The organism is Clostridium sp. M62/1 (genome assembly GCF_020736365.1).
Lineage (GTDB): Bacteria > Bacillota > Clostridia > Lachnospirales > Lachnospiraceae > Otoolea > Otoolea saccharolyticum_A.
Genome location: NZ_CP085988.1, coordinates 685,360 through 711,391, shown reverse-complemented (window position 1 = coordinate 711,391; position 26,032 = coordinate 685,360). Strand labels below are relative to the sequence as shown.

The 26,032-nt window shown below is 49.7% G+C and carries 30 protein-coding genes and 1 other RNA gene; all 31 read right to left on the bottom strand.

What is annotated here, in order from left to right:
- Positions 1–11: 11 nt before the first annotated feature.
- The 31 genes from LK436_RS03775 to tadA all read right to left on the bottom strand — a co-directional run bounded on the left by LK436_RS03775 (position 12) and on the right by tadA (position 25,849).
- Positions 12–266, bottom strand: coding sequence for a hypothetical protein (locus LK436_RS03775; protein WP_008396699.1), 255 nt, complete (start codon positions 264–266; stop codon positions 12–14).
- A complete protein-coding gene (locus tag LK436_RS03770) occupies positions 250–450 on the bottom strand; it encodes a hypothetical protein (protein ID WP_008396701.1) in 201 nt (66 codons plus the stop codon). Before LK436_RS03770 ends, LK436_RS03775 begins: the two co-directional genes overlap by 17 nt.
- Positions 447–1,151, bottom strand: a complete 705-nt coding sequence (locus LK436_RS03765) for an HD domain-containing protein (protein WP_008396702.1) — start codon at positions 1,149–1,151, stop codon at positions 447–449. The genes LK436_RS03770 and LK436_RS03765 overlap by 4 nt, the downstream gene beginning before the upstream one ends.
- A gap of 122 nt (positions 1,152–1,273) precedes the next feature.
- Positions 1,274–1,897 carry a hypothetical protein gene (locus LK436_RS03760; protein ID WP_008396705.1) on the bottom strand — a complete coding sequence of 208 codons (624 nt, stop codon included), beginning with the start codon at positions 1,895–1,897 and terminating at the stop codon, positions 1,274–1,276.
- 440 nt (positions 1,898–2,337) lie between these two features.
- Complete coding sequence (locus tag LK436_RS03755; protein WP_008396706.1) at positions 2,338–5,088, bottom strand: DUF927 domain-containing protein; 2,751 nt, start codon at positions 5,086–5,088, stop codon at positions 2,338–2,340.
- 1 nt (position 5,089) lies between these two features.
- Positions 5,090–5,725, bottom strand: a complete 636-nt coding sequence (locus LK436_RS03750) for a hypothetical protein (RefSeq protein WP_008396708.1) — start codon at positions 5,723–5,725, stop codon at positions 5,090–5,092.
- Between the two features lie 55 nt (positions 5,726–5,780).
- Positions 5,781–6,557: a hypothetical protein gene (locus LK436_RS03745; RefSeq protein WP_008396710.1), complete on the bottom strand. Its 777-nt coding sequence runs from the start codon at positions 6,555–6,557 to the stop codon at positions 5,781–5,783.
- 3 nt (positions 6,558–6,560) lie between these two features.
- Positions 6,561–7,040, bottom strand: coding sequence for a hypothetical protein (locus tag LK436_RS03740; RefSeq protein WP_008396711.1), 480 nt, complete (start codon positions 7,038–7,040; stop codon positions 6,561–6,563).
- A 2-nt stretch (positions 7,041–7,042) separates the two neighbouring features.
- Complete coding sequence (locus tag LK436_RS03735; protein WP_008396713.1) at positions 7,043–7,378, bottom strand: hypothetical protein; 336 nt, start codon at positions 7,376–7,378, stop codon at positions 7,043–7,045.
- 156 nt (positions 7,379–7,534) lie between these two features.
- A complete protein-coding gene (locus tag LK436_RS03730) occupies positions 7,535–8,101 on the bottom strand; it encodes an MT-A70 family methyltransferase (RefSeq protein ID WP_008396714.1) in 567 nt (188 codons plus the stop codon).
- Positions 8,102–8,311: 210 nt separating this feature from the next.
- Entirely contained in the window at positions 8,312–9,454 is a 1,143-nt protein-coding gene (locus LK436_RS03725; protein ID WP_008396716.1) for a hypothetical protein, read from the bottom strand.
- A complete protein-coding gene (locus tag LK436_RS03720; protein WP_008396717.1) occupies positions 9,454–10,803 on the bottom strand; it encodes a DEAD/DEAH box helicase in 1,350 nt (449 codons plus the stop codon). Before LK436_RS03720 ends, LK436_RS03725 begins: the two co-directional genes overlap by 1 nt.
- Positions 10,787–10,942, bottom strand: a complete 156-nt coding sequence (locus LK436_RS03715; RefSeq protein WP_008396718.1) for a hypothetical protein — start codon at positions 10,940–10,942, stop codon at positions 10,787–10,789. Before LK436_RS03715 ends, LK436_RS03720 begins: the two co-directional genes overlap by 17 nt.
- Positions 10,929–12,572, bottom strand: coding sequence for a DNA cytosine methyltransferase (locus LK436_RS03710; RefSeq protein WP_008396719.1), 1,644 nt, complete (start codon positions 12,570–12,572; stop codon positions 10,929–10,931). The genes LK436_RS03715 and LK436_RS03710 overlap by 14 nt, the downstream gene beginning before the upstream one ends.
- Positions 12,569–12,781 carry a hypothetical protein gene (locus LK436_RS03705; RefSeq protein WP_044930855.1) on the bottom strand — a complete coding sequence of 71 codons (213 nt, stop codon included), beginning with the start codon at positions 12,779–12,781 and terminating at the stop codon, positions 12,569–12,571. Before LK436_RS03705 ends, LK436_RS03710 begins: the two co-directional genes overlap by 4 nt.
- Positions 12,782–12,783: 2 nt before the next feature.
- On the bottom strand, positions 12,784–13,101 hold the full coding sequence (locus LK436_RS03700) for an adenylate kinase (RefSeq protein WP_008396722.1): 318 nt from the start codon (positions 13,099–13,101) through the stop codon (positions 12,784–12,786).
- Complete coding sequence (locus tag LK436_RS03695) at positions 13,098–13,469, bottom strand: hypothetical protein (RefSeq protein ID WP_008396723.1); 372 nt, start codon at positions 13,467–13,469, stop codon at positions 13,098–13,100. Before LK436_RS03695 ends, LK436_RS03700 begins: the two co-directional genes overlap by 4 nt.
- 20 nt (positions 13,470–13,489) lie before the next feature.
- The gene (locus tag LK436_RS03690; protein WP_008396725.1) at positions 13,490–13,732 is read right to left on the bottom strand and encodes a hypothetical protein; all 243 of its coding nucleotides are present in this window, start codon (positions 13,730–13,732) and stop codon (positions 13,490–13,492) included.
- Positions 13,733–13,761: 29 nt separating this feature from the next.
- Complete coding sequence (locus LK436_RS03685; protein WP_227910168.1) at positions 13,762–14,481, bottom strand: cell wall hydrolase; 720 nt, start codon at positions 14,479–14,481, stop codon at positions 13,762–13,764.
- A gap of 19 nt (positions 14,482–14,500) precedes the next feature.
- Complete coding sequence (locus tag LK436_RS03680; protein ID WP_008396729.1) at positions 14,501–14,653, bottom strand: DUF6906 family protein; 153 nt, start codon at positions 14,651–14,653, stop codon at positions 14,501–14,503.
- Positions 14,654–15,070: 417 nt separating this feature from the next.
- Positions 15,071–15,496 carry a hypothetical protein gene (locus tag LK436_RS03675; RefSeq protein WP_008396730.1) on the bottom strand — a complete coding sequence of 142 codons (426 nt, stop codon included), beginning with the start codon at positions 15,494–15,496 and terminating at the stop codon, positions 15,071–15,073.
- Between the two features lie 18 nt (positions 15,497–15,514).
- The gene (locus LK436_RS03670; protein WP_008396733.1) at positions 15,515–15,715 is read right to left on the bottom strand and encodes a helix-turn-helix domain-containing protein; all 201 of its coding nucleotides are present in this window, start codon (positions 15,713–15,715) and stop codon (positions 15,515–15,517) included.
- A gap of 772 nt (positions 15,716–16,487) precedes the next feature.
- Positions 16,488–17,192 (bottom strand): CvpA family protein, encoded by a 705-nt coding sequence (locus tag LK436_RS03665; protein WP_008396734.1) that lies wholly within the window; start codon positions 17,190–17,192, stop codon positions 16,488–16,490.
- 45 nt (positions 17,193–17,237) lie between these two features.
- The gene (locus LK436_RS03660; protein WP_021965757.1) at positions 17,238–18,065 is read right to left on the bottom strand and encodes a Cof-type HAD-IIB family hydrolase; all 828 of its coding nucleotides are present in this window, start codon (positions 18,063–18,065) and stop codon (positions 17,238–17,240) included.
- Positions 18,066–18,181: 116 nt separating this feature from the next.
- Positions 18,182–20,695, bottom strand: a complete 2,514-nt coding sequence (locus tag LK436_RS03655; RefSeq protein WP_008396736.1) for a tetratricopeptide repeat protein — start codon at positions 20,693–20,695, stop codon at positions 18,182–18,184.
- A gap of 42 nt (positions 20,696–20,737) precedes the next feature.
- Positions 20,738–21,337: a recombination mediator RecR gene (recR, locus tag LK436_RS03650; protein WP_008396738.1), complete on the bottom strand. Its 600-nt coding sequence runs from the start codon at positions 21,335–21,337 to the stop codon at positions 20,738–20,740.
- A gap of 1 nt (position 21,338) precedes the next feature.
- Positions 21,339–21,704, bottom strand: a complete 366-nt coding sequence (locus LK436_RS03645) for a YbaB/EbfC family nucleoid-associated protein (protein ID WP_021965759.1) — start codon at positions 21,702–21,704, stop codon at positions 21,339–21,341.
- Between the two features lie 125 nt (positions 21,705–21,829).
- Entirely contained in the window at positions 21,830–23,497 is a 1,668-nt protein-coding gene (gene dnaX, locus LK436_RS03640) for a DNA polymerase III subunit gamma/tau (RefSeq protein WP_008396741.1), read from the bottom strand.
- 30 nt (positions 23,498–23,527) lie between these two features.
- Entirely contained in the window at positions 23,528–24,610 is a 1,083-nt protein-coding gene (locus LK436_RS03635; protein WP_008396742.1) for a 6-phosphofructokinase, read from the bottom strand.
- 330 nt (positions 24,611–24,940) lie between these two features.
- Positions 24,941–25,202, bottom strand: an RNA gene (gene ffs, locus LK436_RS03630) — signal recognition particle sRNA large type.
- 107 nt (positions 25,203–25,309) lie between these two features.
- Positions 25,310–25,849, bottom strand: coding sequence for a tRNA adenosine(34) deaminase TadA (tadA, locus tag LK436_RS03625; RefSeq protein ID WP_021965765.1), 540 nt, complete (start codon positions 25,847–25,849; stop codon positions 25,310–25,312).
- Between the last annotated feature and the right edge of the window lie 183 nt (positions 25,850–26,032).

The following is a 26,032-nucleotide window of genomic DNA, read 5'->3' as shown; positions in this document are numbered from 1 at the left end:
CGTCTGCCTCCTTAAAATCTGGCGGACACTCTCCCTGTGATGTGGAGTTTTCCGTTTTTCTCTACTGCATTGAAGTATCGGTGTCCTTTTAGCACCTCTGCCGCCAGTTCGTCTGTGAGTGTGACGATTCTGCGGTAATTGCCGCCCTTGGTTGTGATAAGTGCTCTTTCTTTATCCCACACTGGCTGATTGTTTTCTCCCATGACGACTTTCTCTACTCCATTTTCCATTACCAGTTTCGGTACTGCTTCAATCTTGATGATCATGTCTCTCCATCTCCTTTTCGATTTCTTCTTTATGTTCCTCGTAAACCCTGCACTCAGTACAGGGTTTTTCCGGCTCTACGCATTTGTCCGAAAGAATGATACAAAACCACGGCAGGCTTCCTTTGCGCTGCTTCTTGGCTCTGGCTCGCTCTCTCATCTGGGACAGCAGTTCCATCATGCTCATACTGGTGTCGCCTCCTCAAATACCGGGGCGGTTGCCTCCTGCATGGTCGGCTGATCTGCGTATTCCGCTGATCCGTTGTCTGCGTATGCCAGCTTGTTCCCCTCATTGTTTTCCATGAAGTGACTTGCCTGTGTGTCTGCGGAATGCAGTGCCCAGATCATCGGGTATCTGTCGATTGCATTGTTGAATGATAAGGTGTCGGCTTCGGTGTATCCCATGTGCCATCTGATTGCATATCTTTCTACTGGCTGAAGCTTCATATATTCCTCGATCATCATTACAGACTTTTCTCCGTGACCGTATGGAATCTTGTCGTCTACTGCGAATGCTTCGTACTGCTCCCACTTTCCATTGACCTTGCGGTTTCTGATTTCCGTTGTGTAGAAGTAGGTCTTGCAGATGTCATGGAGCAGTGCCATGATGATCACATTTTCCTCTGTCACTCTGGCTGCCGGAACTCCTGCGACCTCGTATGAGTATGTGCCGTCATCGTTCTTTGTGAGGTTCGCCCTCAGTGCATCCAGTACATTGAGTGAGTGCTGTAGCAGTCCGCCTGTCACTGAAAGGTGGAATCTGGTACTTGCAGGTGCTGCGTACATATCACTCTTTCTGATAAATGCCATCAGCTTGTCCACTCCGTCTCTTGTTACCTTTGCCATCTCTGCTTCAAATCTGTTGATGTTTACCTGTCTGTTATCCATTGTCTTGCTCCTCCTGTTCTACTGTATCTGGTCCTTCGCCATATTCTTTGGCACATCTTTTACTGTCTGGGTGTAAAAACATACACGCTCCCTCTGTTATTTCACACTCCCATCCGTGGTACTCATCCGTTGGTATCGCTGCTTTGCATCCCATCTGCTTCCTCCTTATTTCTTAATCCCTCAGCCAGAATGTGGCACGCTCCGGCTGTGATGATCATTCTCTGTTCTGATTCCCACTCTGGTTTCTTCTCCCAGATGTTCTGTTCCTGGTCTACAAGGAACTCTTTTGTCAGATCGTTATAAATCTTCGGTGGCGGTCCGTCCTCATCGAAGCACTCCGGTGCTGCGTATAAGCAACAGTGTTGTTGCCAGTAAGGTATCCACAGATTCCAGACTGCTATTCTGATTTCTTCCACCACCTGTAGGAATTTCTCGACACTGTATTCCTTGTAGAGTGTCCTGCCGAGTTCCTTGCCTGTTCCGGCTCTCCGTTTTTCCTCAAGCATTTCCTGTATCTGCTTTATGAGAACCTGTCCGGCATCATCGTTTTTTATAACGATGTCCTGTCTGATTCTCCTGCCGGAGATCTGATCCGCTACTTCCTTGATGCTATCCTTTAGTTCCCGGTACGGTTTCTTGTACTTGGTCTTTAGGAGTTCCTCTGGCACATTCTCGTCATTCTTTTTCAGTGTCTCCAGTAGCGATTTCAGCTTTTCTTCATCCTTTTGGATGCTTTCATCTTCCATTCGCACCACCCTTTCTGTCTCCGAACACCTAATGCTCCATTTTTCTACCGCACACCTACGTGTTCATTTAGGTGTGCGGTGTGAAACCCTTGATTTTACTGGCTTTATCGGGGTTACTAAACACCTAACACCTAATTTTTGAAATACACCATGTTTTTTTAGTGATTTCTGTGACTAACCCTTTATGCAGTCACACAATTTTCCGTAAATACAATAAAAATAGTGATTTAGGTGTTTTAGGTGTTTAGATGTTATTAAAAGCCTTGATTTTACTGGGTTTTTTACTAAACACCTAACCGAACACCTAACTAAACACCTAATTTTAGGTGTGCGGTTTTTTAAGGTTTTTTATAACTTTTTAGCGATTTTGGTCACATAATTTCCAGTCACACAATTTTTTCTGCTCCATGGTTTTTGTGACTAAATCGCAAATTCTGTGACTAATTGAACGGAAGCTTATCTGCATCCTCATCGGGTATGGTCTGCCATCCGTCACCCATTCCCGGCAGATTCATCTGCTGCGGTTTCATCTGCTCTGCGATTTCTTCCTCCTCCAGTAATGGGTCCTTTTCCTCTGCGAGGTCGCCCAAGTGGAATTCCACAAATCTACAGTTTCGGTTGTTAAACCATTTTGTTACGGAGTTCTTGGTACTGCCGTCCTTAAGGACTGATACTCCGATCAGACCCTTATCTGCGAGGTATTTCAGTGTCTTTCTGGATGAGTACCCTGCTTTCGTGAGTGCCTGCGTCAGCATGGATGGGAAGATGTATGCGTTCTTGTTCTGGATCATGCCAAGGCACGTTCCGAAGGCTTTCTCCCCGAAGCTGTCCTTGTTTGACAGTATCCAGTCCACGATGTACTGCGTGGCATTCTCGTTTACATCTCCGGTGTCTGCGTTCATCTGCTCCTGCAGGATGTTCCTTGCCATCTCTTTGGCTCTTTCCCATGATTCCGGGTCGATTTGCAGGTTTTCCGTGTTTGTTTTGGCTGATTCCGTATCAAATTCTCCATTTTCGTACCGTTTCAGCCATTCTCCGTTATTAAATACCCATGTGTCGATGATTGCGTCTGCCAGTGCCACCGCTGCGATGCCCGCTATGTGTGATCCGCTCTTTCCTTTGCTGATCTGGTATACATACTGCATCATTTCATCGTATTTCTCCGTGATGCTTCTTTCGTCTGTGTGCAGGAGCATTCCGATGTAAGCCGGCCCTGCCCATCCGCAGTTCATTCCAGACTGCTGATGCATGACGGAGGCTTCCCTCTCATCGTCAAATGGTCCGCCGTATATTTCAAGCACACGGGTGCTTACACCTGTCTGCGATGTTTCTGTTGATAGTGGTTCTTCTCCGGTTGCCAGTGCCACGGTTCTCCATGTCTGTGTTGCCTGGATGCCACCGCTCTTTGCACCTCGTATCTTTCCTGTACCACTGGCGATCATGTACACGATTTTCTCCAGTGAGTTCTGGTTATTTCCTGCCAACTGTCGCTCATCAATTCCGAGCGGAAGGTCGCAGTAAAAGGATGCGGTTCTCTCCAAGCCTACCTGTGTTGCGTTAAAATTTACCATCAGTCTTTCCGGGTCGCCCCATACGGAGAGTGCTGCCTTAAGCGCTGCGGTCTTTCCGCCTTTTGAACCGCCCCAGTTGTACACGAAGAATATTCGCTGCTTTATGATCCGCAGGAGCGGTGCTGTGAAACTGGCCGCCAGTATGAACCGGAACTTGTCTCTGCTTCGGTGTGGCTTTATCATTTTGAGCCAGTCCGCCATTGTTCCGTTCTGGCAGTATGCCGCTGCCATGCCCCTCTGCGATGGGTCAATGTCCAGAACAATGTCCTTGTCATGCCCTGGCACGAACCGCTTTCCGGATTGCCATCCGAATGTACTTGTGGAGTCTGCTTTCTTTATGATGTCTATGTTCTCGGCTTCCAGTGCCGCCAAGAATTTTACGATGTGCTTTGCATTCTCCGATGTGACGGTGCATCCTAAGTCTGCCAGTGCTGTGATGGCTCTGGATGTGAAGATGGTGCTTCGTGGGTAGATTGCCTTGTGCCACTGCCCATCCCTCTTGAATGCTACCTCTATCTTTTCCTCTCCTGTTTCCATGCTCCGCAGTCGCTGCGTGATAATGATTGGGGTTCTGCATACCATGACTGGTGCATACTTCTTTTCATCGATCACGCTGATTCCCTTTTCTGAATAAATCCAACCTTCCGGCTGCCTTAAGTTCACAGGTGCTCCCTCGACCGCTTCCGGGATGTTATCTTCCTCGATGTCTATCTGCTCTGCGTTGCTGATTGCTTTTCGGATCTTCTCGGACGCTTCCTCTTTGCCATACTTCATATAAACTTCCGATGGGTCCTTGCATCCGAGTGTTCGACAGCTCCATTTGTATACTTCTCCTACGAACTTTCCTTCCCGGAGTGCCCTTGTGACTTTTGCGAGGAATGCTTCCCCACCCTTGTCCGGCTCTACATGGATGTAAAGTTTCAAATCCTGCAGGACTCCTGCCCAGTCTGCCCGCATCATGGACGCTCCCGGTATTCCGAGTGTGCTGATTCCCATGTACCACATGGACTGGGAATCGCTCTCGCCCTCGACCAGTGCTGCGTATCCGATATTCCTTATGGCTTCTATCTGCCATAATCCATACATACACAGCCTGTCTGTCTTTCCATATTCCCACCGGAACTGCTTTCCGCCGTATCTCTTACGGTGCAGTGCCAGATTTTTTTCTGCGTCAAAGTATGGTATGTATAAATACTGGACTCCGTTTCGGTCTTTCTTCGTCTGCAGGCAGCATTGCTCTTTCAGCCAGTCCTCTGGGAGACGCTTCTCGAATGAATACTGGGACACGGTGTAGTGATCCAGTCCTGGTTTCTTCTCTTTTGGTTTCTCCTGCGGCTCATTCAATGCTCCATACTTTTCCAGTATCTGCTTATAGGCTTCCTTGGTATCCAGTCCGTTCAGCTTTGCATAAAATGTGACGAAATTTCCGCCCTCATCCTCTGCGAAGCAGTGCCACATTCCGGTCTTTAAGTCTACCGAGAATGAATTGGCACGGTCGTCATGAAACGGACACAGACCTGTGAGGTTGTCGCCTGTGATCTTGTGCTTTTTGATAACGGAGCAGTATTCAGTTTTATAATCTACCAGACGGTCTAAATCGACCTCCGCTGCCTGCTGCATATTATCGCTCCAATCTACTAAGTATTACCTGTTCCAGTCCAAGTCTTGTGAAATTGATTGACTTGCCCTGCATCATGAGTTTGTTCGTCATGTAGTCGATTTCCTCATTCATTCCCTCGCTGATCACATTATCCACGGTCACTACGAGGAATTCCTTGCACTGCATCATCAGACGCTTGCCTGCTTCCATTCCGAAGTATCTTTCCTCGGCGATGGAGTCATCCATAAAACGTGGAAAGTAAAGGTGTGGTGCAATCGGTATCTTTCCTTCACTGACTACCTTATTTGCTGCCCACTTCGCCACTCTGATGTTTTCTTCCAGTTCCTCTCTGGTATCTGCCCTGTATCTGCTGCAGATATAGCACATCGGCATGAGTGCCGGATTTCTATTCTGTAACTCACCCGGATAGCACTGTCCTGCGTACTTCCATGGCGAGTATCTGTTCTCTTTGTATATGGTGCCATAGATTGGCAGATTGCCTACGATGTCTGCGACCTCGCTCATCTGGATCATAGTATCCGTCTGGTTTCCTGCGTTCTCTCTAAAGTTGTAAACCATAGCCGCTTCCACGATATCTCCCGGCATTAAGCATTCGTCATCGTATCTGCCGGTCCAGTTATCAAATAATATCTGCATACTGTGCCTCCTTTGGATAATGCCAGGAGCGTTTCCGCTCCTGGCTTGGTCTGCCTTAGTTGAACGGCAGATTTGCGTCTCCGTCTACATTCTGAAACTCTGACGCATCCACGGCGGCTCCGGCGTTGTAGTCTGCTTCGTCTACTTCCGGGATATTGCCTGCCATGGCTTTTACATTCTCCGCCATTGCCTTGGCTTCGGCTTTCTGTTTGTCCGTCAGCTTACTAACAAATGTGAAGGCCGCTCTGGAATATGTAATGCCGTCTGCTGACTTTTCTTTTTTCAGCGTGATCTTGGTTACCGCTTCGTAGCAGCGGAGTCCTTTGAGGAGGATTCGCTTGCCGATGTAATCTCTGATGTATTTCAGAGAGGTTGGCGGTAAAGCGAGGATAATCGGTACAGGGTTGCCTTCCTGCAGGATGTAACATCTGTGAATGTTCTTGCAGGCTTTTCCCGCTCCGGCACTTCCGAACTGGTTATGCGGGCACTTGCTGCAGTCGTGGATTTCTCCTGTCTCACGTTCCACTCCCTGCTTTCCGTCATAACTTGAGCAGTCCGGCTGCTCGTTTCCGCCACTGTACTGTTCTGCCCAGTATGCGTTTACCGGATGATGGTGGAGGATTACTCCTGTGAGTTCCGTGCTCATCACAGGCTCGTCCTCTGTCTCTCCCGGAAGTTCAAATGCCAGACCACCACCGCTCGGAATCTTTGCCCTCTCGAATGGGATACTTCCCAGTCCGTCCATTTCCTCTGCAATCGCCTCCGCCAGTTCTCCGGTCAGCGTGACCAGTTCAAACTTCTTATCTGTTGTTGCTACCTCATTCTTTGCCATGTCTTATTCCTCCATTTCCTCTACATCTTCTTTGTTATTGTCTGCTTCCTCGAAGCCATCGTCCTCTGACGCTCCTGCTTCCTGCTCGTCCATGTATTCTTCCATCGGTGTCGGCTTTCCGCTCTCTCCGTAGTAGAGGTCGTCCATGATCCTCTGTGCCTGCGCTGCCAGTTTGATGGACTCCACAGCTACCTCAACCGCTGAATTGTAAAGGCTGCCGATTACATTGAGGACATCGCCGTCTCCATTCGGCAGGAGTTTTAAGAGGTCATCCATATCTGTCTTGGTGGATTTCATCTTGCCCTGCAGGGACGCATATCCCTCTGCTGCGATGCCGTATCCCTCATGGCGGTTCTTTACCTTGGTCGGGTGCTGATACTCCATAATCTGCCCCAGTGCGAACTTGGCAGTCGCCTGCATATTCTCTTTAAGGTCACGGTCACTTTCCAGTGTGATGTCAATTTCCATCTGTTCGTAGTCCATCTTTATACCTCCTGTGCTTTCTTTGCTCTGTTCAGAGCCTTGGTGTTGGCTTTTCTCTTGGATACCTTAAGTTCCGAATAAACGGAGAGTACCTCTGCCATTTCTTCCGGCAGTTCTCCATCGTTCTCGGCCGCCAGATTGTTCATCGCAGAGTTGAGGGTTTGTGGATCTACTCTTTCCGTGATGAGGTGTCCGAATCCCTGCTCTCTCAAGACATCGAAGAATACCAGACCTTTTTCCATCAGCTTTTCTTCTGAAATCTTGGAGTATCTCGTTTTCTCCTGCAGGCTGTACTTGAAGCCATCCACCGTAGTATCCGGCTTTTCCTCATCCACCATCTGCTGTGCGATTTCCTGTTCGAGGTTTTTGAGTTCCTCATTGTTTGCCTTGGTCTGCTCTGCTAATTCATCTTTCTTGTCGAGCAGTACCTTGAAAGCTCTGACCTTGTCATCTAATGTTGTGACTGTTTCTATGTTGTTGCTCCTCCTTTGGTTTTATAATTCATTTCCCCACTGGTCCCAACCGTCACGCTCCGCCCTTGCGAAGAGTTCCAGTTTCTTTGCTTGTGGGAAAAATGTTTCTAACATCTGATAGGCACATTCCGGCTTCTGACTGTGATGCCGTTTGCTGTTCTCTCTGAGTACCGTGGAGAATGCTCCACGCTTGTCCTTGTCCGGGAGGATGATATTCCCCTTCTTGTAGAACCAGAGCAGGTACTCATGTGCGAAGCGCACCGTGTAGGCGGGTGCCGGTCCGTTGCCCTTATCCCATATCAGCCTTGCGTGGAGTTTATATCCAAGCAGGCTCATGATTTCCTCTGTCTGCGGCAGGTACTTGTCTATCGTCCACATGAATACATTGTGCTTTTCATTCATGAGTTCGTTTGTGACATAGCGGTGCAGTTCCATAATTCCGGGGACGTCCATTGTCTCGTATGGTACTGTTGTTCCGGTGCTGTTCGGTCTGGCCGCTTTCTTTCCGCCCCTGCCTTGCTGCCACGGTGGGTCCGTGTAGAGGATGTCATATTTGCTTTCCGGATTAAAAATATCAATCTTTGCCATTACGATACCTCTCGTCCTGCTGTTCCTGGTACTCTTTCATTGTTGGACGTTTTCCGTCTAAATCATCCCATGTATATAAGCAATGATTCTCGTCCTGCCAGTTTGCTTTGTAACAATTCCTGCAAGTACATCTTCCCGACAGCCATCTCATTTCTCCCCAGTATTCTGGCTTACCGCACTGCTTGCAGATTACGATTTTGTCCATATCAATCACTCCAATTCTTCGATGAGGTTTCTGATTTCCACCTGCGCTTCTGGCGGAAGTTTTTCAGCGTAAATGTCATACCATCTATTGAATTTATCCTTTAAGGTCATAACACTGGCGCATGGTATTTCCATAAGTGTTTTAATACGCTTTTCCTTTTCCTCTTTAAGCAGCTTCGCTACTCCGGATGGAACTACTACCGGATTTCCACCATATGCTTTGACTTTTTTCACATCTTCCTGTGAGTCTACTGGGATGGAGTATGGCTGTGGATTTTGACTATCAAACGATTCTATTAGCATTTCCTGTACTTTTTTCACATCGTTTTTGTAAGTATTGAACTCAAAATGATATACATCATCCGCACGTTCCTCAATCATTTTCCTAACCTGCTCTATTGGAATGTCTCCCTTTACCATTGCTTCAGCAATCATAAGAGATGTAATTTCTTCAACATTCCAACTATCGCAAGTCTTTCGGTCACGCTCCAGTCGTATGTATTTAGGCTTGAAGTTGTACCCGTATTTCAAATCACTGTTGCAATCCACGAACAATCCATTGACATATACTTCTCCGGCATATTCTTCATCCAAGATAATTTCGCCGTACCCTGTCTCGGCTTTGCTATAATCGCAGTTCTCCAAATGAAGCCACACCTTGTATAAATTATTGAATTCCTCGTGTGTAACATTTCCAACTTCGATACATAAACCAGAGTTATCTGTATCATGCTTGTACACATAAAATGCGAGGATCTTTTCCAACCATTTTTCAGAGTTTTTAAATCTGGACTCCCAGATTTCCCCTTTTTCATTGTTGTAAATCGTGAAGGTTTTCCCAAGTCTGTTCAAAACAAGAGCAGCAATTTTATACCCTTCTCCAAACTGTCCAACTGTGTCCTCATTGTTTGCTTTGCTGCTTCGTCCTAAAAGCAGGGTATTTATCTTAAGGACAGATTTTTGATTTACAAGTCTGAGTGTTTTTTCTTTTCCGTTGTAAATGATCTGGAACTTATTCTCCTTATCCAGTACCTCTTGGTCTGTGCCATTCTGGATTAATTCTCTAAGCGCATCATTAAAAGTCCAATCTGACACATAATTTGGTGTCAGTGTTAATTCATAGCATTTTACATCTATATCTTTCTTCATTAAAAATAATCCCTCCATGTATCCACGACTGTTTTTGCCAGATCCTCTTTCTTTGCCAGTGCTTTCAGCACCACTTCGTCTATCGTTCCCTCTGTGATGAGGTGGATATAAGTGCAGGCATTCTTCTGCCCGATACGGTGGATTCTGGCAAGGCTCTGACTATATGCTGCATAGTTGAAGTTGACCGAATAATACACACAGGTGTCTGCGGCCGTGAGTGTGATTCCCAGTCCTGCAGTATCGATCTGTGCGAGGAATACCATCGTTTCCGGGTTCGTCTGGAAGTCCTTGACGATGTCGCCCCTGTCCTCCAGTTTCACATCTCCATAGATTTCTCCGTAGCGGAGTTTCTTCTTTTTCAGCATCTGCCCGATGATGTCTATCTCCGGTCTGAAACGTGCGAAGATTACCAGTTTCTTTCCTGCGTCCACCACATAATCGTCCACGATTTCTTCCAGTGCGTTCAGCTTGCCCTTGCTGACCAGTTCCGGCTTTTCCTCGCCGTCTGCCACTAAAAATCCGCCAGTGAATTGCTGAAGGCGAAGCAGCTTTGTCAGCACGGTCGTTGCGCTGATCTGCCCGCCGCTTTCCAGTTCTGCGAAACTCTCACGCTTGATGCGGTCGTAGATGTTTTTTTCCTTTGCCGACATCGTTATGTATCTCTGCAGGAATGTCTGCTCCGGCAGGTCGAGTGCTTCGTCCTTGGTCACTCGGTATGCGATGGAGTGCTCTTTCTGGATTAACTGGTCGAGGTCTTTGTATCCCACGATCTGGTGTCTGTTAAATCCGCCCATGATGGCATATCTGTTTCGGAACTGATAGAAGTTCGTTCCGAAGATTGTCGGGTCAAGGAAGCGGTACTGGCTATACAGGTCGATTGCATTATTCTGTACCGGAGTTCCGGACAGGATAAGTTTGTACTTTGCCTGGTCGCCCAGTTTGTGCATTGCCTTGGACTGCTCTGCATCGTGGCTCTTGATTCTCTGGCTCTCATCGCAGATGATCATGTCTGCGTTCCATTCATACAGTGCGTCAAAGATGCCTTCTCTCCATGTGGATTCATAATTGATAACGGCTACCTTTAATGCCTTGAATGGGAAGTTGTCGAGATCGTTTAACAGCTTCAGCCTGCGGTTCTTGTCTCCGAGCAGTACCTTGATGTTTGCCTTGAAGTCTGCAAATTCTGCGAAGTCCTTGGGCCATACGGAGCAGACGGAGGTCGGTGCTACCACCAGTACCTTTTCCACCTTACCCATCTGGTAAGCCGTGCCTGCTATCATGATTGCTGTTAGCGTCTTTCCGCATCCCATTTCAAAAAGCAGACCGAAGCCTTTATGCGTTTCTGCCATTGGTTTTTACCTCCTTCCTGTGATTTTCTTTTGCTTTGCGGTGCTCCAAATCTCGCACCATCCTGTTCCAACCTGCCTCCTGCTGCTTGGTTGCTGCGGGGTTGCGACAGGATATGTAATCTCTGTTATTTCTGCTCATCTGCATCCTCCTCGCTTAGTATCATGGCAATGCCTTCCATCACAAACATTGCACACGGAAGTGCTATGCCGTTGCCCCACATCTTATATTTGGCTGAGTCGCTCTCCGGGTCTTTCAGCCATTTGCAGATCTGGTTGTCTGTCTTTTCCTTTTTGCTCTCGCCCATGGCTTCCATCTGCGTTCGGAACACCTCTCGCCAGTGATCGATATCTTCCTGCGTTGGCTCTGTTATCCCCAGTTCCTCTGCCCAGTTATCTGGGAAGCCTTGCAGTCTACAGCATTCCAATGGTGTGAGCCTGCGGATGATGTACTCCCAGAGAATGAGGTCGGTGCTGTCCTTATAATCCCTGCGTTTCAGACAGGAGGCTTTCTCCGATTCCTCATATTCCCCGATTGCTTGTTGTGCGAAGCAGGCTACTCCGTGCCTGTCTGCGGCCGTGAGTGTGTTGGCAGGTGCTCCCGGTTCTCCGATGCCAAGTCCATTGGCAGAGCCGTCATTGTTTCTGGTATCTCCGCCGCCCTTGTATCGGGTCGCCTTGTCTGCTATTGGAATCGGGTCGAATAAGGTCTGCGTGTTGTGTGTACTGAGCGTTGCGCTCTTATCTGTCTGCATCAATGCTCCCTTACCTCCTCCCTCACATCCGCTTCTGATCTGCAATGTGATTGGCTGAGGATGAGTGGTACATTGCCCCCCCCCGGTGCCCATGCGACTGGTTAGCGTTGGTACATTACCGTCCTCTGCTATCGTCACTCTGCTGTCCTGTGGGTGGTTTTCTAATACGATGGGTACATTGTTACCGCCGGTCCCCATCTTTGTTGTGAGCGTGGGCGATACCTCGCTCTTATCAGCTACCCTGCGTCTGTCGCTGATGTCATAGCACTCGACATCATCTGTGCCTGTCTTATGAGTGCCAGTCTTAATATCTCCGGCAGTTCTTTGCCACGCTTCTCGGCTCTCCGTAAAATTCCCAGACAAGCCTTCTCGCTCAAATAATATTTTTGGTGCGGTGTTTCCTCCAAAATCTGCGACAAGGTAGATACGCTTTCTTCTTTGGGGCACTCCCCAGTATTGGGCATCAAGCACTCGCCAAGCGATGGTGAAATGGTCGCCCATGATGCATCCGGCTGTCTGCCATTTTCCCTTCGGAGGGAGAGGTACATTGGATTCTTCATCTGTGATGCTGACGATTTCTTGGAGGACTGCCTGGAAGTCTTTGCCCTTGTTGCTACTGAATGCTCCAGGCACGTTCTCCCAGACCATGTATCTCGGTCTGATCTGCGTTCCTGTTCTGCCTGCTGCTCTGTCACTTTCTCTCATCTCCTTTATGATCCGTATCTGCTCACGGAACAGATTGCTTCGTGAACCGTCCAGACCCTCACGCTTTCCGGCTATGCTCATGTCCTGGCATGGAGAGCCGCCTGCGATGATGGTCACTGGCTCTAAGTCTGCGCCGTTTAATTTATTGATGTCTCCGAGGTGTTTCATTTCCGGGAAGTTCTTTGTGGTTACCAGTATCGGGAATGGCTCTATCTCGCTTGCCCATATTGGTCTGATTCCGAATATCGATCCTGCCAGTTCAAAGCCACCGCTCCCGGAGAACAAAGACCCCATTGTTATTTCCTGCGTCATTTGTTATCCCTCCCCATTTGCCACAAAAATTGAAAGGACTTGCTTTCCGTCTGGTCGTGAACCATCGCTGACACGAGCATTGCTGCCATGCGGAGTGAAAGGTTGATATTGCCTTTTGTGTACTTCATTGCTCTTTCATACGCATCGAAGAACAACTGCAGTATCGTTTCCTCGGCTTCTATTAATTCTTTCTTTTCTCGATCTGTCATCTTTACCACCCCAGTTTCTTTCCGCACCAGTGGCAGTGCGTATGATTTCGGGAGGTTCTCTTTCCGCAGGCAGGGCAGCAGTAAAAGTCCATACCTCTTTTAATTACTGGTGCTTCTGTCTCATATTTTTCAACCATCCGCTTATACTCATCTGTAATGCTCTGGTAGTCGTACACGATGTCCATTGCCTGCGTGAGTGCTTCCTCTATTCTTTCTGCCATCTCCACATCTTTTGGGTCGCCCTCAGTTATCTTCTGCGAGTATTCTGTCTGCGCTTCCTTCAGAAGTGGGATGATTTCTGTTTCCTTGATATGTATCACTTCTCCGCCTCCTTTGGTTTCGGTGGGTCTACCAGTCCGAATGTCATGAGTGCCATGTTGTATCCTCGCACCTGGTGCGTGAATGGCGACACTTTGACTGGCGGTGGGATGAGCGGCTCTGGCTTCGGGTTCATGCGTTCCCGGTCGACTGCTGCCATTACTTCGTTCAGCTTCTTTCGCTCTGCTTCGATGGACGGCGGCAGGTTTACCAGTCCTGCCAGTCTGTTCAGTAGTTCGATGTCAGCCGGTCCGCTTAGCGTTTGCGTCTGCCTGCTCCACTTCATCTTTCCCCAACTCTTTATGATTGTGAACTGGACATTGTCTGCTTCTCTTATGAGTATCTGTCCGTCCTTCATTGCCATTTTCATTGTTGGTTACTTCCTTCCTGTTAGTCCGTGTTTTCTTCGTATTCGTCTCTGGATATCACTCTTACCTTTTCAACCGGGACGTGGCAGAACTGCGCCATGCCTTCCTTCTGGCTCTCTGCGTATTTCGTGAAATCAGCCTTCTGTAATCCGCTGAGTGAAATATCTACAATCGTTGCTGCATATCCGACTGTGCCTTCTCCGCCATATATCTCTGCGTCCTTTACCTCGAAGTAAATTCCGAGCGACATTGTTATATTGTCCATGCTTGCTTCCCCTTCCTGCGACCGTTCATTTACTCTTCCGTGTAGAATGTGTGGTTGCCGTGTGTGAATAATTTTTTCAGTGTGGTGTTGTGCCATGTGGTTTCATCCGTGGTTCTCTCGAAGTATGTCGCTCCCAGGCTCTCATTCCAGTGTTCTACCTGCACCATTTCCAGTGCCTGGTAGCAGTCTGCGTCCGGTTCTACTCTGTCGTATCTTCCATTTTCGTATGCTGCGAACTGGGTATCCTCTGTGATCACTCCCTCGATGGTATCCGGGAAGTCATCGCTCCATACTCGGTTCAGCACTACCAGTATGACCAGTGCCTTGCCCTCGGTGTCCTCGCCCTCTGCTTCTGCCATGGCGATTTTCGCTAATCTGTAGGAGTCATCTGCATCCCAGTCCAGACTGCCGATTGCTGCGGTCGTTGTCGGTACTGGTGTCTCAGTGCTCTGGAGGATTGCGTTGTAGTAGGATTGTTCCTCTGCCTGCTCTGCTGCCTTGTATGCGTCACGCTCTTTGCACATCTGTTCATATTCTTCCTGCGTCAGCCATGTGTCCGAGCCTTCCACCTGCACCATGCCTATGTGGTTTTCCTCTATGTACTCGCTCCAGTCCGGCATCGGTTCGTTTGCCCATGCGATAAACAATCCGACAAACATTCCTGCTCCCACTATTACCGCTACTACATCCCCTGCTATGCGCTTCAGCTTTCTTTTCAGAATTCGCTTCTGTCTCCTACCGAGTTTCAAATCGTCATGCACCTCCTGCTTACTTCTCGACTGCTTCCAGTCTCTTTTCCTTCCTGTTATAGAGAATCATCTCTTTCTCATCCTCTGAATGGAGCATATAGTCATCTGGGTTCATTCCCTTCTTGACCAGTATCTCTTTCTGATTCCTTGTCAGTTTCTTTGGCTGTTTCATATGCTCTCTCCTTTATACTTACTTGACTTTTACCAGTACCTCATTATGCTCTCTAGGCTTCTTGGGTCTGGCATGGAACAGGTTCTCCAAGGCTTTGAAGAGTAACTGTTCCGTTCATGCTCCCTGAGTATTCTTTGGGGTAGCTGTACTAGTCGCCTGCAGTGCGGTCTTTTTCATTCCCCGCTACCGAGTGTTAAATCGCACCCACGCATCCATGCTCTCGGTATTCTCTCTCTGCGTGTTTCTCATCTGCCTCCGAACCGTTGTTGTTTTACTTGGGTCTGCGTTCCCTACCCCAATTACGACAGCTATTCATGCAGGCTCATGTCCTGCTGCCGGAGCGATTTACTGCGGCGGCTCGCTCCTACCTATCGGTTTTTATCCTGGTCGATGCTTGCCAGTGTGTTTCTTCGGTATTCAGTTTTTAGGTGTGATGCATACGCATCGTTCTGTTTTTTTGGTATCTGTTGCCTGCACCGGGCAGGTGTAGTTGATTTTGCCATTGTCAGTGCTGCTTCGAAGCATTCCGCTTTCGTACAGGTGCTTCCTTGCGTATCTGGCACTCACTCCCTTTGTGCTACAGAAGTGATTAAACTCCGGAACTCTGATGCGGTATTCTCCGTCCTCTAGTTCCTTACCCTTGGTCAGTTCTGTTACAAAGGTATCTGTGTCAATCAGTGCGGCCTGCTTGTCCAGTGCTCTCCATTCTGCCAGTTCATCAAGTCCGTTGATGTCAACCTGTGCCTTGCTGAACACATCCAGTATCATGGGGATTCTTTCATCCGGGGCCGCTGCCAGTATCTTTGCTATCTGTATGGCAGTCTTGATATCCAGTTCTTCCATTCCACTTGCTCCTCTCTGTTAGATGGAATGCTGTGCGACCTCTGCCTTGTACGGTTCTCCACCTCTGGCGAGTTCACGGTACATGGTAGCCGAGTGGACACCGATTGCCATCGCCATCTCATCTACTGTTTTGCCCTGTGCGTTCAGTGCTTCGATTTTCTTTCTGTCCTCGAATCCGATGCGCTTGTACGCTTTTCTCGGTCGCTTATTGGTTGCCATTGCTCTCCACCTCCTCTGTTTTTAGGCAAAAAAATAAATGCGCCAGAGTGATTATTCACTCTGGCGCATTTATCAATTTCTTATAAAAATTAAAAATGCGAAGTGAGTTATATCACTCATTTCGCATTTATCTTATTACTTCACGAAGTTTTTTAAGATTTGTTTTTCATCTGCCGCTTCGAGGATATCCCCTCAGAAGTTCTCTGTTTTTCAGGACAGATGACTCTGCGTATGTCTTACGCTGGACTAAACTATACCACCGCAGGCAGAACTTGTCAAGGAAATTTGTATCATTTTTTTAAACAATTTTTGAGTTTTCTTTCCAACTACCATATATGCCCATTTTTTTGCTCTGCTTCTACATCTTGTGGTCCTGGAAAATAATTGAATTTAAAGGCTTTTCAGAATAATTGTATTAATTGAATATAAAATATATATTGTTTATTTAATTTTCTTTAGCCCTGTTCTGTACTTTAGCTGCCCTCCCTTCTCCATCAGGCATTGGAACCCTCCGATTCCATACAGCTATTATTCTCCTGCTCTTTTCCTTTTATTCACAGATTTTCCTTTTTAATTTGACTGTATCTGTCACCAGGATATGGTGCCTGCCAAAACTGCACGGCCTTGTACCGTCATGAAAAAGCTGCCTGCCTTGCAAGAACTTGGTTCCACGCAAAGCAGGCAGCTTTCTTCATTGCAACTTTTTTCATTACAGCTTTCTTCATCACAGTTTTTTTGCTTTCTGTGACAGCCTGTCACTTCCCCTGCCGCCTTAAAAGATTCCGGCGATCAGCGACATGACGAATTTGGCCAGCAGGTTATTGTCATACAGAAATGACAGCCAGGAGCTGGACTCTATCATCCGGTTCAGATTCATTCCCCACTCTGTCGTGGAAAAGGCGGTAATCAGCAGAAACGCAAGCCACAGGAAGATCAGTCCCTCCGCGCCGCCCAAAGCGGCGCCGGCCAGTTTGTTGACCCCCGACAGTATGGGCAGCCGGGCCACGATATCCAGACATTTCGCAATGATTTCCAGTGCGCCGAAAATGACAATGAACAGCAGAATATAGACGGCCAGATTCATGATCTGGCTGACCAGGTATCCTGTTACATATCTGGAAAAGGTGTCTACTCCCATCAGGCTGTAAACCTCATGATTGTTGTTTTCCAAAAGCTCTGCCTTAAACAGCCCAGGCAGCTCCAGCTCCTCGATTTTCTGTCTTTGGGCCGCCGGAGTGTCTGCATCAGCGCTCTCGTCCATGCCAATCGCCTGGCGCACCGCCTCCTCTACAGTCTGGTAAACCTCTGTGTTATTCCTGAGATAGGAGGTCACCTGGGGCACAGCCATATTGACAGCCACCAGCGTCACCACCAGGGCGACAGCAGAGACTGCCATCCGTATAAATCCTCTGTAATGTCCTATTAAAACCATGGCAGCAAGATAGACAGCTGCTGCAATCGATAACCAATTCTGCATATTTAAACTTCCTTTCAAGGGAAGGAACAGGCCTTATTTCCTTCCTTACAGCACCAGCCTTTCTATAATTTCCGCCACCCCATCTGCATCGTTAGACGGCGCAATGTATGATGCACATTCTTTTGCCAGAGGGCTTCCGTTCTCCATGGCCACACCGACCCCGGCCAGCTCCATCATACTTCTGTCATTTTCCCCGTCACCGAAAGCCATCGTCTGGCTTACCGGAATTTTAAGCCGATCGGCGAGAAGGCGAATGGCGTCCCCCTTTGTGGCCCCCTCCCCGTTAATCTCCAGATTGTTGGGCATAGACGAGGTCACAACGAGCCCCTCTATTTCGGCCAGCTCCCGGCGAACCCTCTGCTTCGTCTCCCTGTCACATCCCTTAAAGTAAATATTCATTTTATCGAGAAGAGGCTGCTTTTTTGCCAGGTAGTCCTTTAACGACGGCAGAGGATCTCTCGTCTCCCGGATCAGCCTGCAGATTTCCGGCCGGATCTCATAGTACTCCAGGGTGTCAAGAAACCGCCGGTCCGCCTTTCCTCGCCCCTCTATATAACAGTCGTACATAAGAGTAAAGTCCTCGATCCGGTCAATCACCTGCATTGCCTTCTCCCAGAAGAGTCCCCTCCGTTCCAGGATCTCTCCCGTCTCTGCATCCTGGATACACGCGCCGTTTGTCAGAATCGTATATTTTATCCCATCGAGCATACGGACAGGCTTCGGGATTCCCTCGAACGTACGCCCTGTGCACGGCACGATATATATTCCCCTCCGGATGCACTCCTCCAGCGCCCTCTTATTGCGCTCTGAAAGCCTCTTATCGGAGGTCAGAAGTGTTCCGTCCAGGTCAAGGGCAATCAGTCTGATGTTCATAGCTGTCCTCCATTTTTCTTCACAAAAGAGTTTCCTTATCAAATAAATGCCCCTCCCGGGCCGTACAGGCCGCAGATGGGGCATCTTCTGTATTCGATTCCTATTGTCCTTCTGTATCAGTCGAAGAAATGCTTCTCCTTTAAAATCAGAAGTCCGTCCTTGTCATATTTAGATGAGAAGAATCCTCCGAAGGAAGGCTTCTCTGCGCGGTCTGCAGCTTCCTCAATCAGATCTTCTGCGGTTTCTCTGGTCAGAGGAATGCCATCCTCCTCCATCATCTCCGCCCGCTCATACAGGGCCAGCATACTTTTTCCTGAGATGCTGCAGTCAATTTCAGATGCATATTTGCAGGCATACTGGGCAAATTCCTCCACATCCATCTGGCGGTCATCGCCCTCTTCCCCGTAGTCATCCTCATGTCCGTCCTTATCCCATTCATCCTCATAAGGCTCCTGATAGCCGTCCTCTTCATCCTCGTCCCGGTAATCGTCCTCATAATCAGAGCCAGGCCTTTCATCTGTATGGTAGCCCTCGCCGGGATAGTATCCATCTCCATTCTGATAGCCGTCATCGTCTCTGCGGTCTTCAGCCATGTCATACTCTTCTTCCCTGTAACCGCTTTCTTCTGTATAGTCTTCCTGTCGGAAGCCGTCATTAGAGCGGCTATACTCTCTGTCTGCCTCTCCGGATGTGCCTGCGGCCTGCTCCATTCTGGCAGTTTCAGCGGCATATTCTGCCAGGCGCTGTCTTTCGAGCTCAGCATCAATCTCCGCCTGGCGGCGTTCCTCCTCGCGCTGGCGCTCCTCTTCCCTGCGCTTTAATTCCTCCTGCTCTGCTCTCTTTCTGGCGGCCTCCGCTTCGTATTCCTCTCTCCTGCGCTCTTCTTCTGCCTGAGCTTCGGCAATCCGCCTTCTCTCCTGCTCTGCCTCATACTCTGCCTGACGGCGGGCAGCCTCTGCCGATGCAGCTGCCTGTCTTCTCTTTTCTTCCTGCTCCTCCTGATCCTCTGCTCTCTCAGAAGCGCGGCATCCGATATACTGGAATTTATCTGCCAGCTCCGGGTTTCCATTGTGCAGGCGCTCCATCCTGAGCGGCGTGTCAATCAGAACTACAATCATGCCGCTCTTGTCAGCCTCCATCAGCTCGCTGAGATCCCTGATGGAGAATTCATCCAGATCTGCGGCGTGCTCCACGATCAGATCCTTGCCCACCAGCCTGTCTGCCACCGAGAAAATCCCTCTTTTGTTCAGATTCTGGGCGCTGATTTTTGCAACCGGATTTTTTGTGCCCAGTTCTCTGTGAATTTTCTTTAAAGAATCAAGGGCCAGCGCCAGACCGCTCTGAGGATCATCCGCCTCAATCATCAGATGATTGCTCTCACTCTCCTCAGGCTCTAAATCCCAGTCCTCGATAATCGTCTCCTCTTCCTCCTCGTAGGCTCTGGCAATCTGTTCCATCTGCTTCTCCCTGGCTGCTGCACTCTCTGCCTGGTACGCATCAGTATCTTTCTGGGGCGCTGCGCTCTGCCCCTGAAGCTGGTCTCCTGCCCAGGCAGCTGCTCCTCCCTGGCCGGCTCTGAAGCCTTCCTGACGGCCTGTTTCCTCTTTGTCAGCACGGGCTGCCGCCTTATCCGCCTGAATTGTTCTTACAGCTCTGATCCCGGCTGTTGTTCCAGTCTCAGCCTGTGCTTCCCTGTCAGGGTCTCCGCCGCCCTGCTCCTGCATATCTGACGGCTGCCGGTTCATTCTTCTGATATCTCCCAGGACTCTCGTTTCTCCCACAGAATCTTCCTCATCCCGATACTCCTCCTTCGGGATCTTGGAGATCTCATTGGCCAGATCCTGCTCTGCCTGCGCCTCGTGAAGCTCTGCAGAGTCCAGACGGCGTCCGCCTCGTCTTCCGTGAGTCTGCTCCGCCTCGTCTTCCTCGGGCTCAAAATCCTGATCCAGATCGTCATCTCTGTCTATGCGGCGCCCTGAGCTGTACTCTTCCTCCACAGCCCTGAGCTTTTCCTCATACTTCTCACGGTTTTCCACCAGATCCATCTGGTACTTGGTCAGAGGCGCATACTTCTTTTTTAATTCCATGGCCTTGTCCACATATTTTCCCAGTCCGAAGAGAAGCATAATCTTGTCGCAGATACGAACGCAGTCCTCCTCGCGGCCGGCCTGCTGGTAAAGCTCTGCCAGCTTGTAAAGCCACTTCTCGTCTAATTCCTCCTGGCAGTAGCGCTCCAGCGACACAATCAGCTGATCCAGCGGCGCCTTCTTCGCCTCCAGAATCAGGTACCGCAGCAGATTCTGCCTCGGATCATCCCCGCACAGCTCGCAGAACTCTCTGTAGTACGCCTCGGCCTCAGGCACATTTCCCTCCCTGAGCGCAAGATCCGTCAGCTTAAACAGAAGTCCTCTTCCGCTTGGAGCCCGCTCAAAGGCAAGAAGCAGAATATCCTTGGCCTCCTGATACTCCTCATTTCTCTCATATACCTGTGAGATCGACGCCAGAAGACTGGTGCTGCGCACACGCCTCCAGTCAATTCCGTCGGCAATCTTCATCGCTGTCTCATAATCCCCTTTGTTTACCAGCTTTTTAATCTGTTCAACCTTTATGTTAAACTCGTACTTATCCATTTCTTTCGCATCTCCTAACGCCTGACAGGCAGGCTTTCCTACTTACAGCTCAGTTCTGCCTTCCAGCGCCCTGAGCAGAGTCACCTCGTCGATATACTCCAGATCGCCGCCTACGGGAACACCGCTGGCAATCCTAGTCACCTTGATCCCCGTAGGCTTTATCAGCTTGCTGATATACATGGCAGTCGTCTCTCCCTCAAGGCTTGAGTTGGTGGCAATGATTACCTCCCTCACCTCTTCCTTCTGCAGCCTGGTCATCAGCTCCTTCAGCTTAATATCGCCGGGTCCGATTCCCAGCATCGGAGATATAGCGCCGTGCAGAACGTGGTAAACTCCCTCATACTTTCCGGTCTTCTCATATGCGGCCAAATCCCTCGTATTCTCCACTACCATGATGATGCCGTGATCGCGCCTTGCGCTCTCGCAGATGGGACAAAGCTCCTTGTCTGTCAAAGTGAAGCACTCCCGGCAGTAACGGACATTTTTCTTGGCATCCGTGATAGCCGATGAAAGGCGTTCAACCTGCTCAGCCGGCATGTTTATGATGTGAAAGGCCAGGCGCTGAGCTGATTTGCTTCCGATTCCGGGCAGCTTTGACAGCTCCTCAATCAATTTTGTTATCTGACTGCTGTAGTAATCCATCTTAGAACGGGAAGCCTCCGCCGAGACCGCCTCCCAGGCCGCCAAGACCTCCTGTCAGCTTAGCCATAGCCTGAGAGCTGGCATCCTCCATCTGGCGGAATGCCTCATTCGTAGCAGCCACGATGAGATCCTCAAGCATCTCGATATCGTCCGGATCCACAACCTCCGGAGAGAGCTTCACAGAGAGCACTTCCTTTTTCCCGGAAACTGTAACCGTAACGGCTCCGCCCCCCGCAGACGCTGTGTACTCCTTCTCCTCCAGCTCCTTGGTTGTCTCCTCCATTTGGCGCTGCATCCTCTGCGCCTGCTTCATCAAATTTGTCATATTTCCGGGCATTCCTCCCGGGAAACCGCCACGCTTTGCCATGGTGTTTTTCCTCCTGATTTTTAATTTCTGTCTTTTATATTTTGTCTGTTTTATTTTATCTTCAGCATTTTGTTCAGCACTTTGCAGATTCAAAATGCTTTTCTCCCGTCTCTTCGTCAGCCTCTCTAAGGCTCCACCTCCACCTCGCAGTGGATTACAGCCAGATCCTCCTCGCTGACATAGGCTGTATTGACAGGGACCGACGTTTCCCTGAGATGAGCCTTAAACTCAATGCTCTTCTGATAGTTCTGCTCCACCAGAGTGCGAAGCTCAGCCAGAACATTCTCCCTGTTCACGATGGTATAGTAATTCACATCCGTGAATTCGAGGGAAAGGCAGCCTTCGCCGGACGGTCTTGGCACGGCCTCCTGAAGGGCCAGACGCACCGATCCCCCCATCTGCCTGGCTATTTTCCCAAGCTCCTTCTTTATCATCATCAGATCTTCATACTGGGCCTTGGGGAGAATCACCGTCTCAGCAGGCGGGCTGTCTGCTCCTGCTTTGCCGGATCCTGTACCGGCTCCGTCCCTGTCTGTGCCGGGGGCGCCTCCAAAGCCGGCTCCCATGGCGCCGTTCATCCTGTCTGCTGCACCAGCCTGACCGGCAGCTGCCAGAGCCGCCAGCTCCTGGGGAGACGGTATCTCCTTTATTCTGTTTTCCAGCTCTGCAATTCGCTGGAGCAAAGAGTCAAAATTCTGCTCCATGGAAGGCCTGGTCAGCTTAATAAAGGCAATCTCGAGAAGCACCCGTTTCTGGCTCGCATACCGCATCTGCCCTGAAAGCTCTGAAAAAATCCTGATATAGCGCATCAGCGTATCTGCGTCTGCCAGGGCTGCCTCCTCCTTCAAAAGGCGGATATTTTCCGCGGACATATCCAGCATATTCTCCGCATCGTCTGCCGACTGCACAATCAGAAGATTCCGCAGATACCAGACAAAGTCGTTTACAAACTGGGAAAGCTCTCTCCCCTGGATGATAATCTCCTCTATTCTGCAGATACAGTCCCTGGTTCGCCCCTCCACGGCGGCCCGGAACAGCTCTGAAAACACGCTGTTGTCCACAGCGCCCAAAACCTCCAGAACATTGTCATAGGTCAGGGTCTCCCCGAAATGAAAGGCCGCGCACTGGTCAAGAAGGCTAAGGGCGTCTCTCATGGAGCCGTCTGCCGCCTTCGCCACATACCGAAGGGCCCGTTCCTCCACTCCGATATGCTCTGCCTCTGTCAGTTCCCGGAGCCTGTCGGCAATCGTATCCAGAGAAATGCGCTTAAAGTCATATCTCTGGCACCTGGACAGGATCGTGATGGGAATTTTGTGCACCTCCGTGGTGGCAAGAATGAAAATCACATAGGACGGCGGCTCCTCCAGTGTCTTTAACAGAGCATTAAAGGCTCCTATGGACAGCATGTGCACCTCGTCGATGATATACACCCTGTATGTCCCCTCTGTGGGGGGATACTGTACCTGCTCCCGGATTTCGCGGATATTTTCCACGCCATTGTTAGACGCGGCGTCTATCTCCACCACATTTAAGGAGGAGCCCTCCATAATATGGCGGCAGGTCTCGCACTCGTTGCACGGGCTGCCGTCCACCGGATGTTCACAGTTCACCGCTCTGGCAAATATCTTCGCAATACTCGTCTTGCCCGTTCCCCTTGTGCCGCAGAACAGGTAGGCGTGGCCGATGCGGCCTGATGTTATCTGGTTTTTCAGTGTCTTTACAATGGGATCCTGCCCCTTTACATCCCCGAAGGATACAGGACGCCATTTTCGGTAAAGGGCTGTATAGGACATGGCCTTTCAACTCCTCACTTTTTCATGGATCTATTTATCGCCGAAGCTGATTCCCACCGCCTTCGCCTCCCGGATCATGTCGCAGGACGGATCGACAGTTTTCAACTTTCCTGCAGCTTCAGACAGCGGAACTTTGACGATTCCGTTGTTCTTTACCGCTACCATGTAGCCGTATTCTCCCTTCTCTATCAGCTGTGCGGCGGATGCGCCCAGGCGGGTGGACAGCACGCGGTCATAAGGACAGGGCTCGCCGCCTCTCTGCATATGCCCCGGAACCGTGACGCGCACCTCCTGGCCTGTCTTTTCTGTGATCTTTGCTCCCAGCTCATAGGCGACAGAGGGGTATACCGGTCCCGTCTTTCTCTTCTCTTTCAGCTCTTTCTTTGTGAGGGCCGCGTCTTCCTTTGAGATGGCGCCCTCGGCAACTGCCAGAATAGTGAAATTCTTGCCGGCCTTCGTCCTCTTCTTAATGGCATCCACCACTACATCCAAATCATACGGGATTTCAGGGATCAGGATAATGTCGGCTCCTCCGGCGATTCCCGCGTGGAGCGTCAGCCATCCGACCTTGTGGCCCATTACCTCTACGATAAAGACCCGCCCGTGGGATGCTGCAGTTGTATGAATGCAGTCAATAGCGTTTGTGGCTACATTGACTGCGCTCTGAAATCCGAAGGTCATGTCCGTTCCCCAGAGATCGTTGTCAATGGTTTTTGGAAGGTGGATGACGTTCAATCCTTCCTCCCTCAGCAGGTTTGCAGTCTTCTGGCTTCCGTTTCCTCCGAGCACCACAAGACATTCCAGCTTCAGTTTATAATAGGTGTGTTTCATGGAGGCCACTTTGTCAAGACCATTCTCATCCGGTGTTCTCATGAGCTTAAACGGCTGCCTGGAGGTTCCGAGGATGGTTCCCCCCTGTGTCAGAATTCCTGAAAAATCGGAAGGCTTCATAATCCGATAATCCGCATACATCAGTCCTTTATATCCGTCTTCAAATCCGATGATTTCTACCTCGTCGTCGTAAGTCTTATAAAGTGCCTTCGCCACGCCGCGCATGGTAGCATTTAAGCTCTGGCAGTCGCCGCCGCTGGTAAGCATACCAATTCGTTTCATAATGACACACCCTTTCTGCTCTCACTTCTATCCTTTTGTATGGGTATTTCAGGTTACACTATACCCATTTTGTAATTATAATACAATCTTTTTCCGCGGGCAAGGAAAAAATCTTTACGGAAAACTTACTGAAAACCTTAACAGGCCAGTCTTCTGCGCCGGCAGCTTTTCTTCTCTAGCAGGAAACCAGACAGAGCAGAAAACCAGACAGAATTTCCGGCAAAATAGGAAAAGCCTCCGCGGCAATCTGCCGCGAAGGCTTAATCTCTGCATTCTCAGATTCCAGAGCAGGCTCTCCCGCTCTTAAACAAAGCTGTCAATTATTTTAATCCGCACATTCTGCTTTGAATGCTCCTCACAGACGTTACCCTCGCAGTTAACTCGGCCCAGGCGCCCTCACGGCACACAGGAGTTTCCACTTAGTGCTGCTGCATTCCTGCCCTGACACGGTTCATGGATTCCCATTGCGTAAGACCCAAGCTTCAACGCCACTTACGGGGGGCAGCTCTGCAAAAAAGCACCCGAGGCAGAATATCACCCCTGCTATAGCGGATTGCAGGTACAGGACACCGCTAACTTCCCGGCTGTGCGGAATCTTTATGACACAGTTATGATTTATTAACCAGTTCAGTATACATGGAGGATGTATTTTTGTCAAGGGCGTGTTTTTTCCGGACTTGCAGCGCTTCCGGGAAGAGTTCAGCCCGCCGGCTCCTGTTTCTCCCGTCCCTCTGCTTCAGCGGCCTCCTCCCGGAGAAGCCGCTTTTTCTCCTTCCCTTTGACCCTCAGCTCCCTGAAAAATTCCTTCAGCATAGAGGAGCACTCCTCCCCCAGAGTTCCCACCTCTGTCTCTGCCTGGTGGTTAAACCCCTCCTCGTGGAGCAGATCCAGCACAGAACCGGCACAGCCGGCCTTGGGATTCATACAGCCGATCACCACCTTTGGAATCCTTGCCTGAACGATGGCTCCGGCACACATGGGACAGGGCTCCAGCGTCACATACATGGTGCATTCTTCCAGCCGCCAGTCGCCTATGATCCGGCACGCCTTTCGGATGGCCAGTATCTCTGCATGGGCCAGAACATTTCCGTCTGTGGTGCGGCGGTTATATCCCCTTCCGATTATCTTTCCTCTATGTACAATCACACATCCGATAGGCACCTCCCCGAGAGCCCAGGCCTTCTTTGCCTGCCGGACCGCCTCTCTCATATACCGCTCATCTTCTGTCAGCTTTCTCATCTTTCTCTCCTGTCTGTTTTGGTTCCCGGCCGCGATCTCATCCCAGTATGTCCAGCCTCTTTCGCAGACACATTTTCCCGGTCGGCCATGGAAAAAAGGGGGGTACATGGAAGAGCCCCGCCCTGGCGCATGGTACCAGTATATCACAGGCACAGCCTGTGATCGCCATTCGCCGCTCGCTTG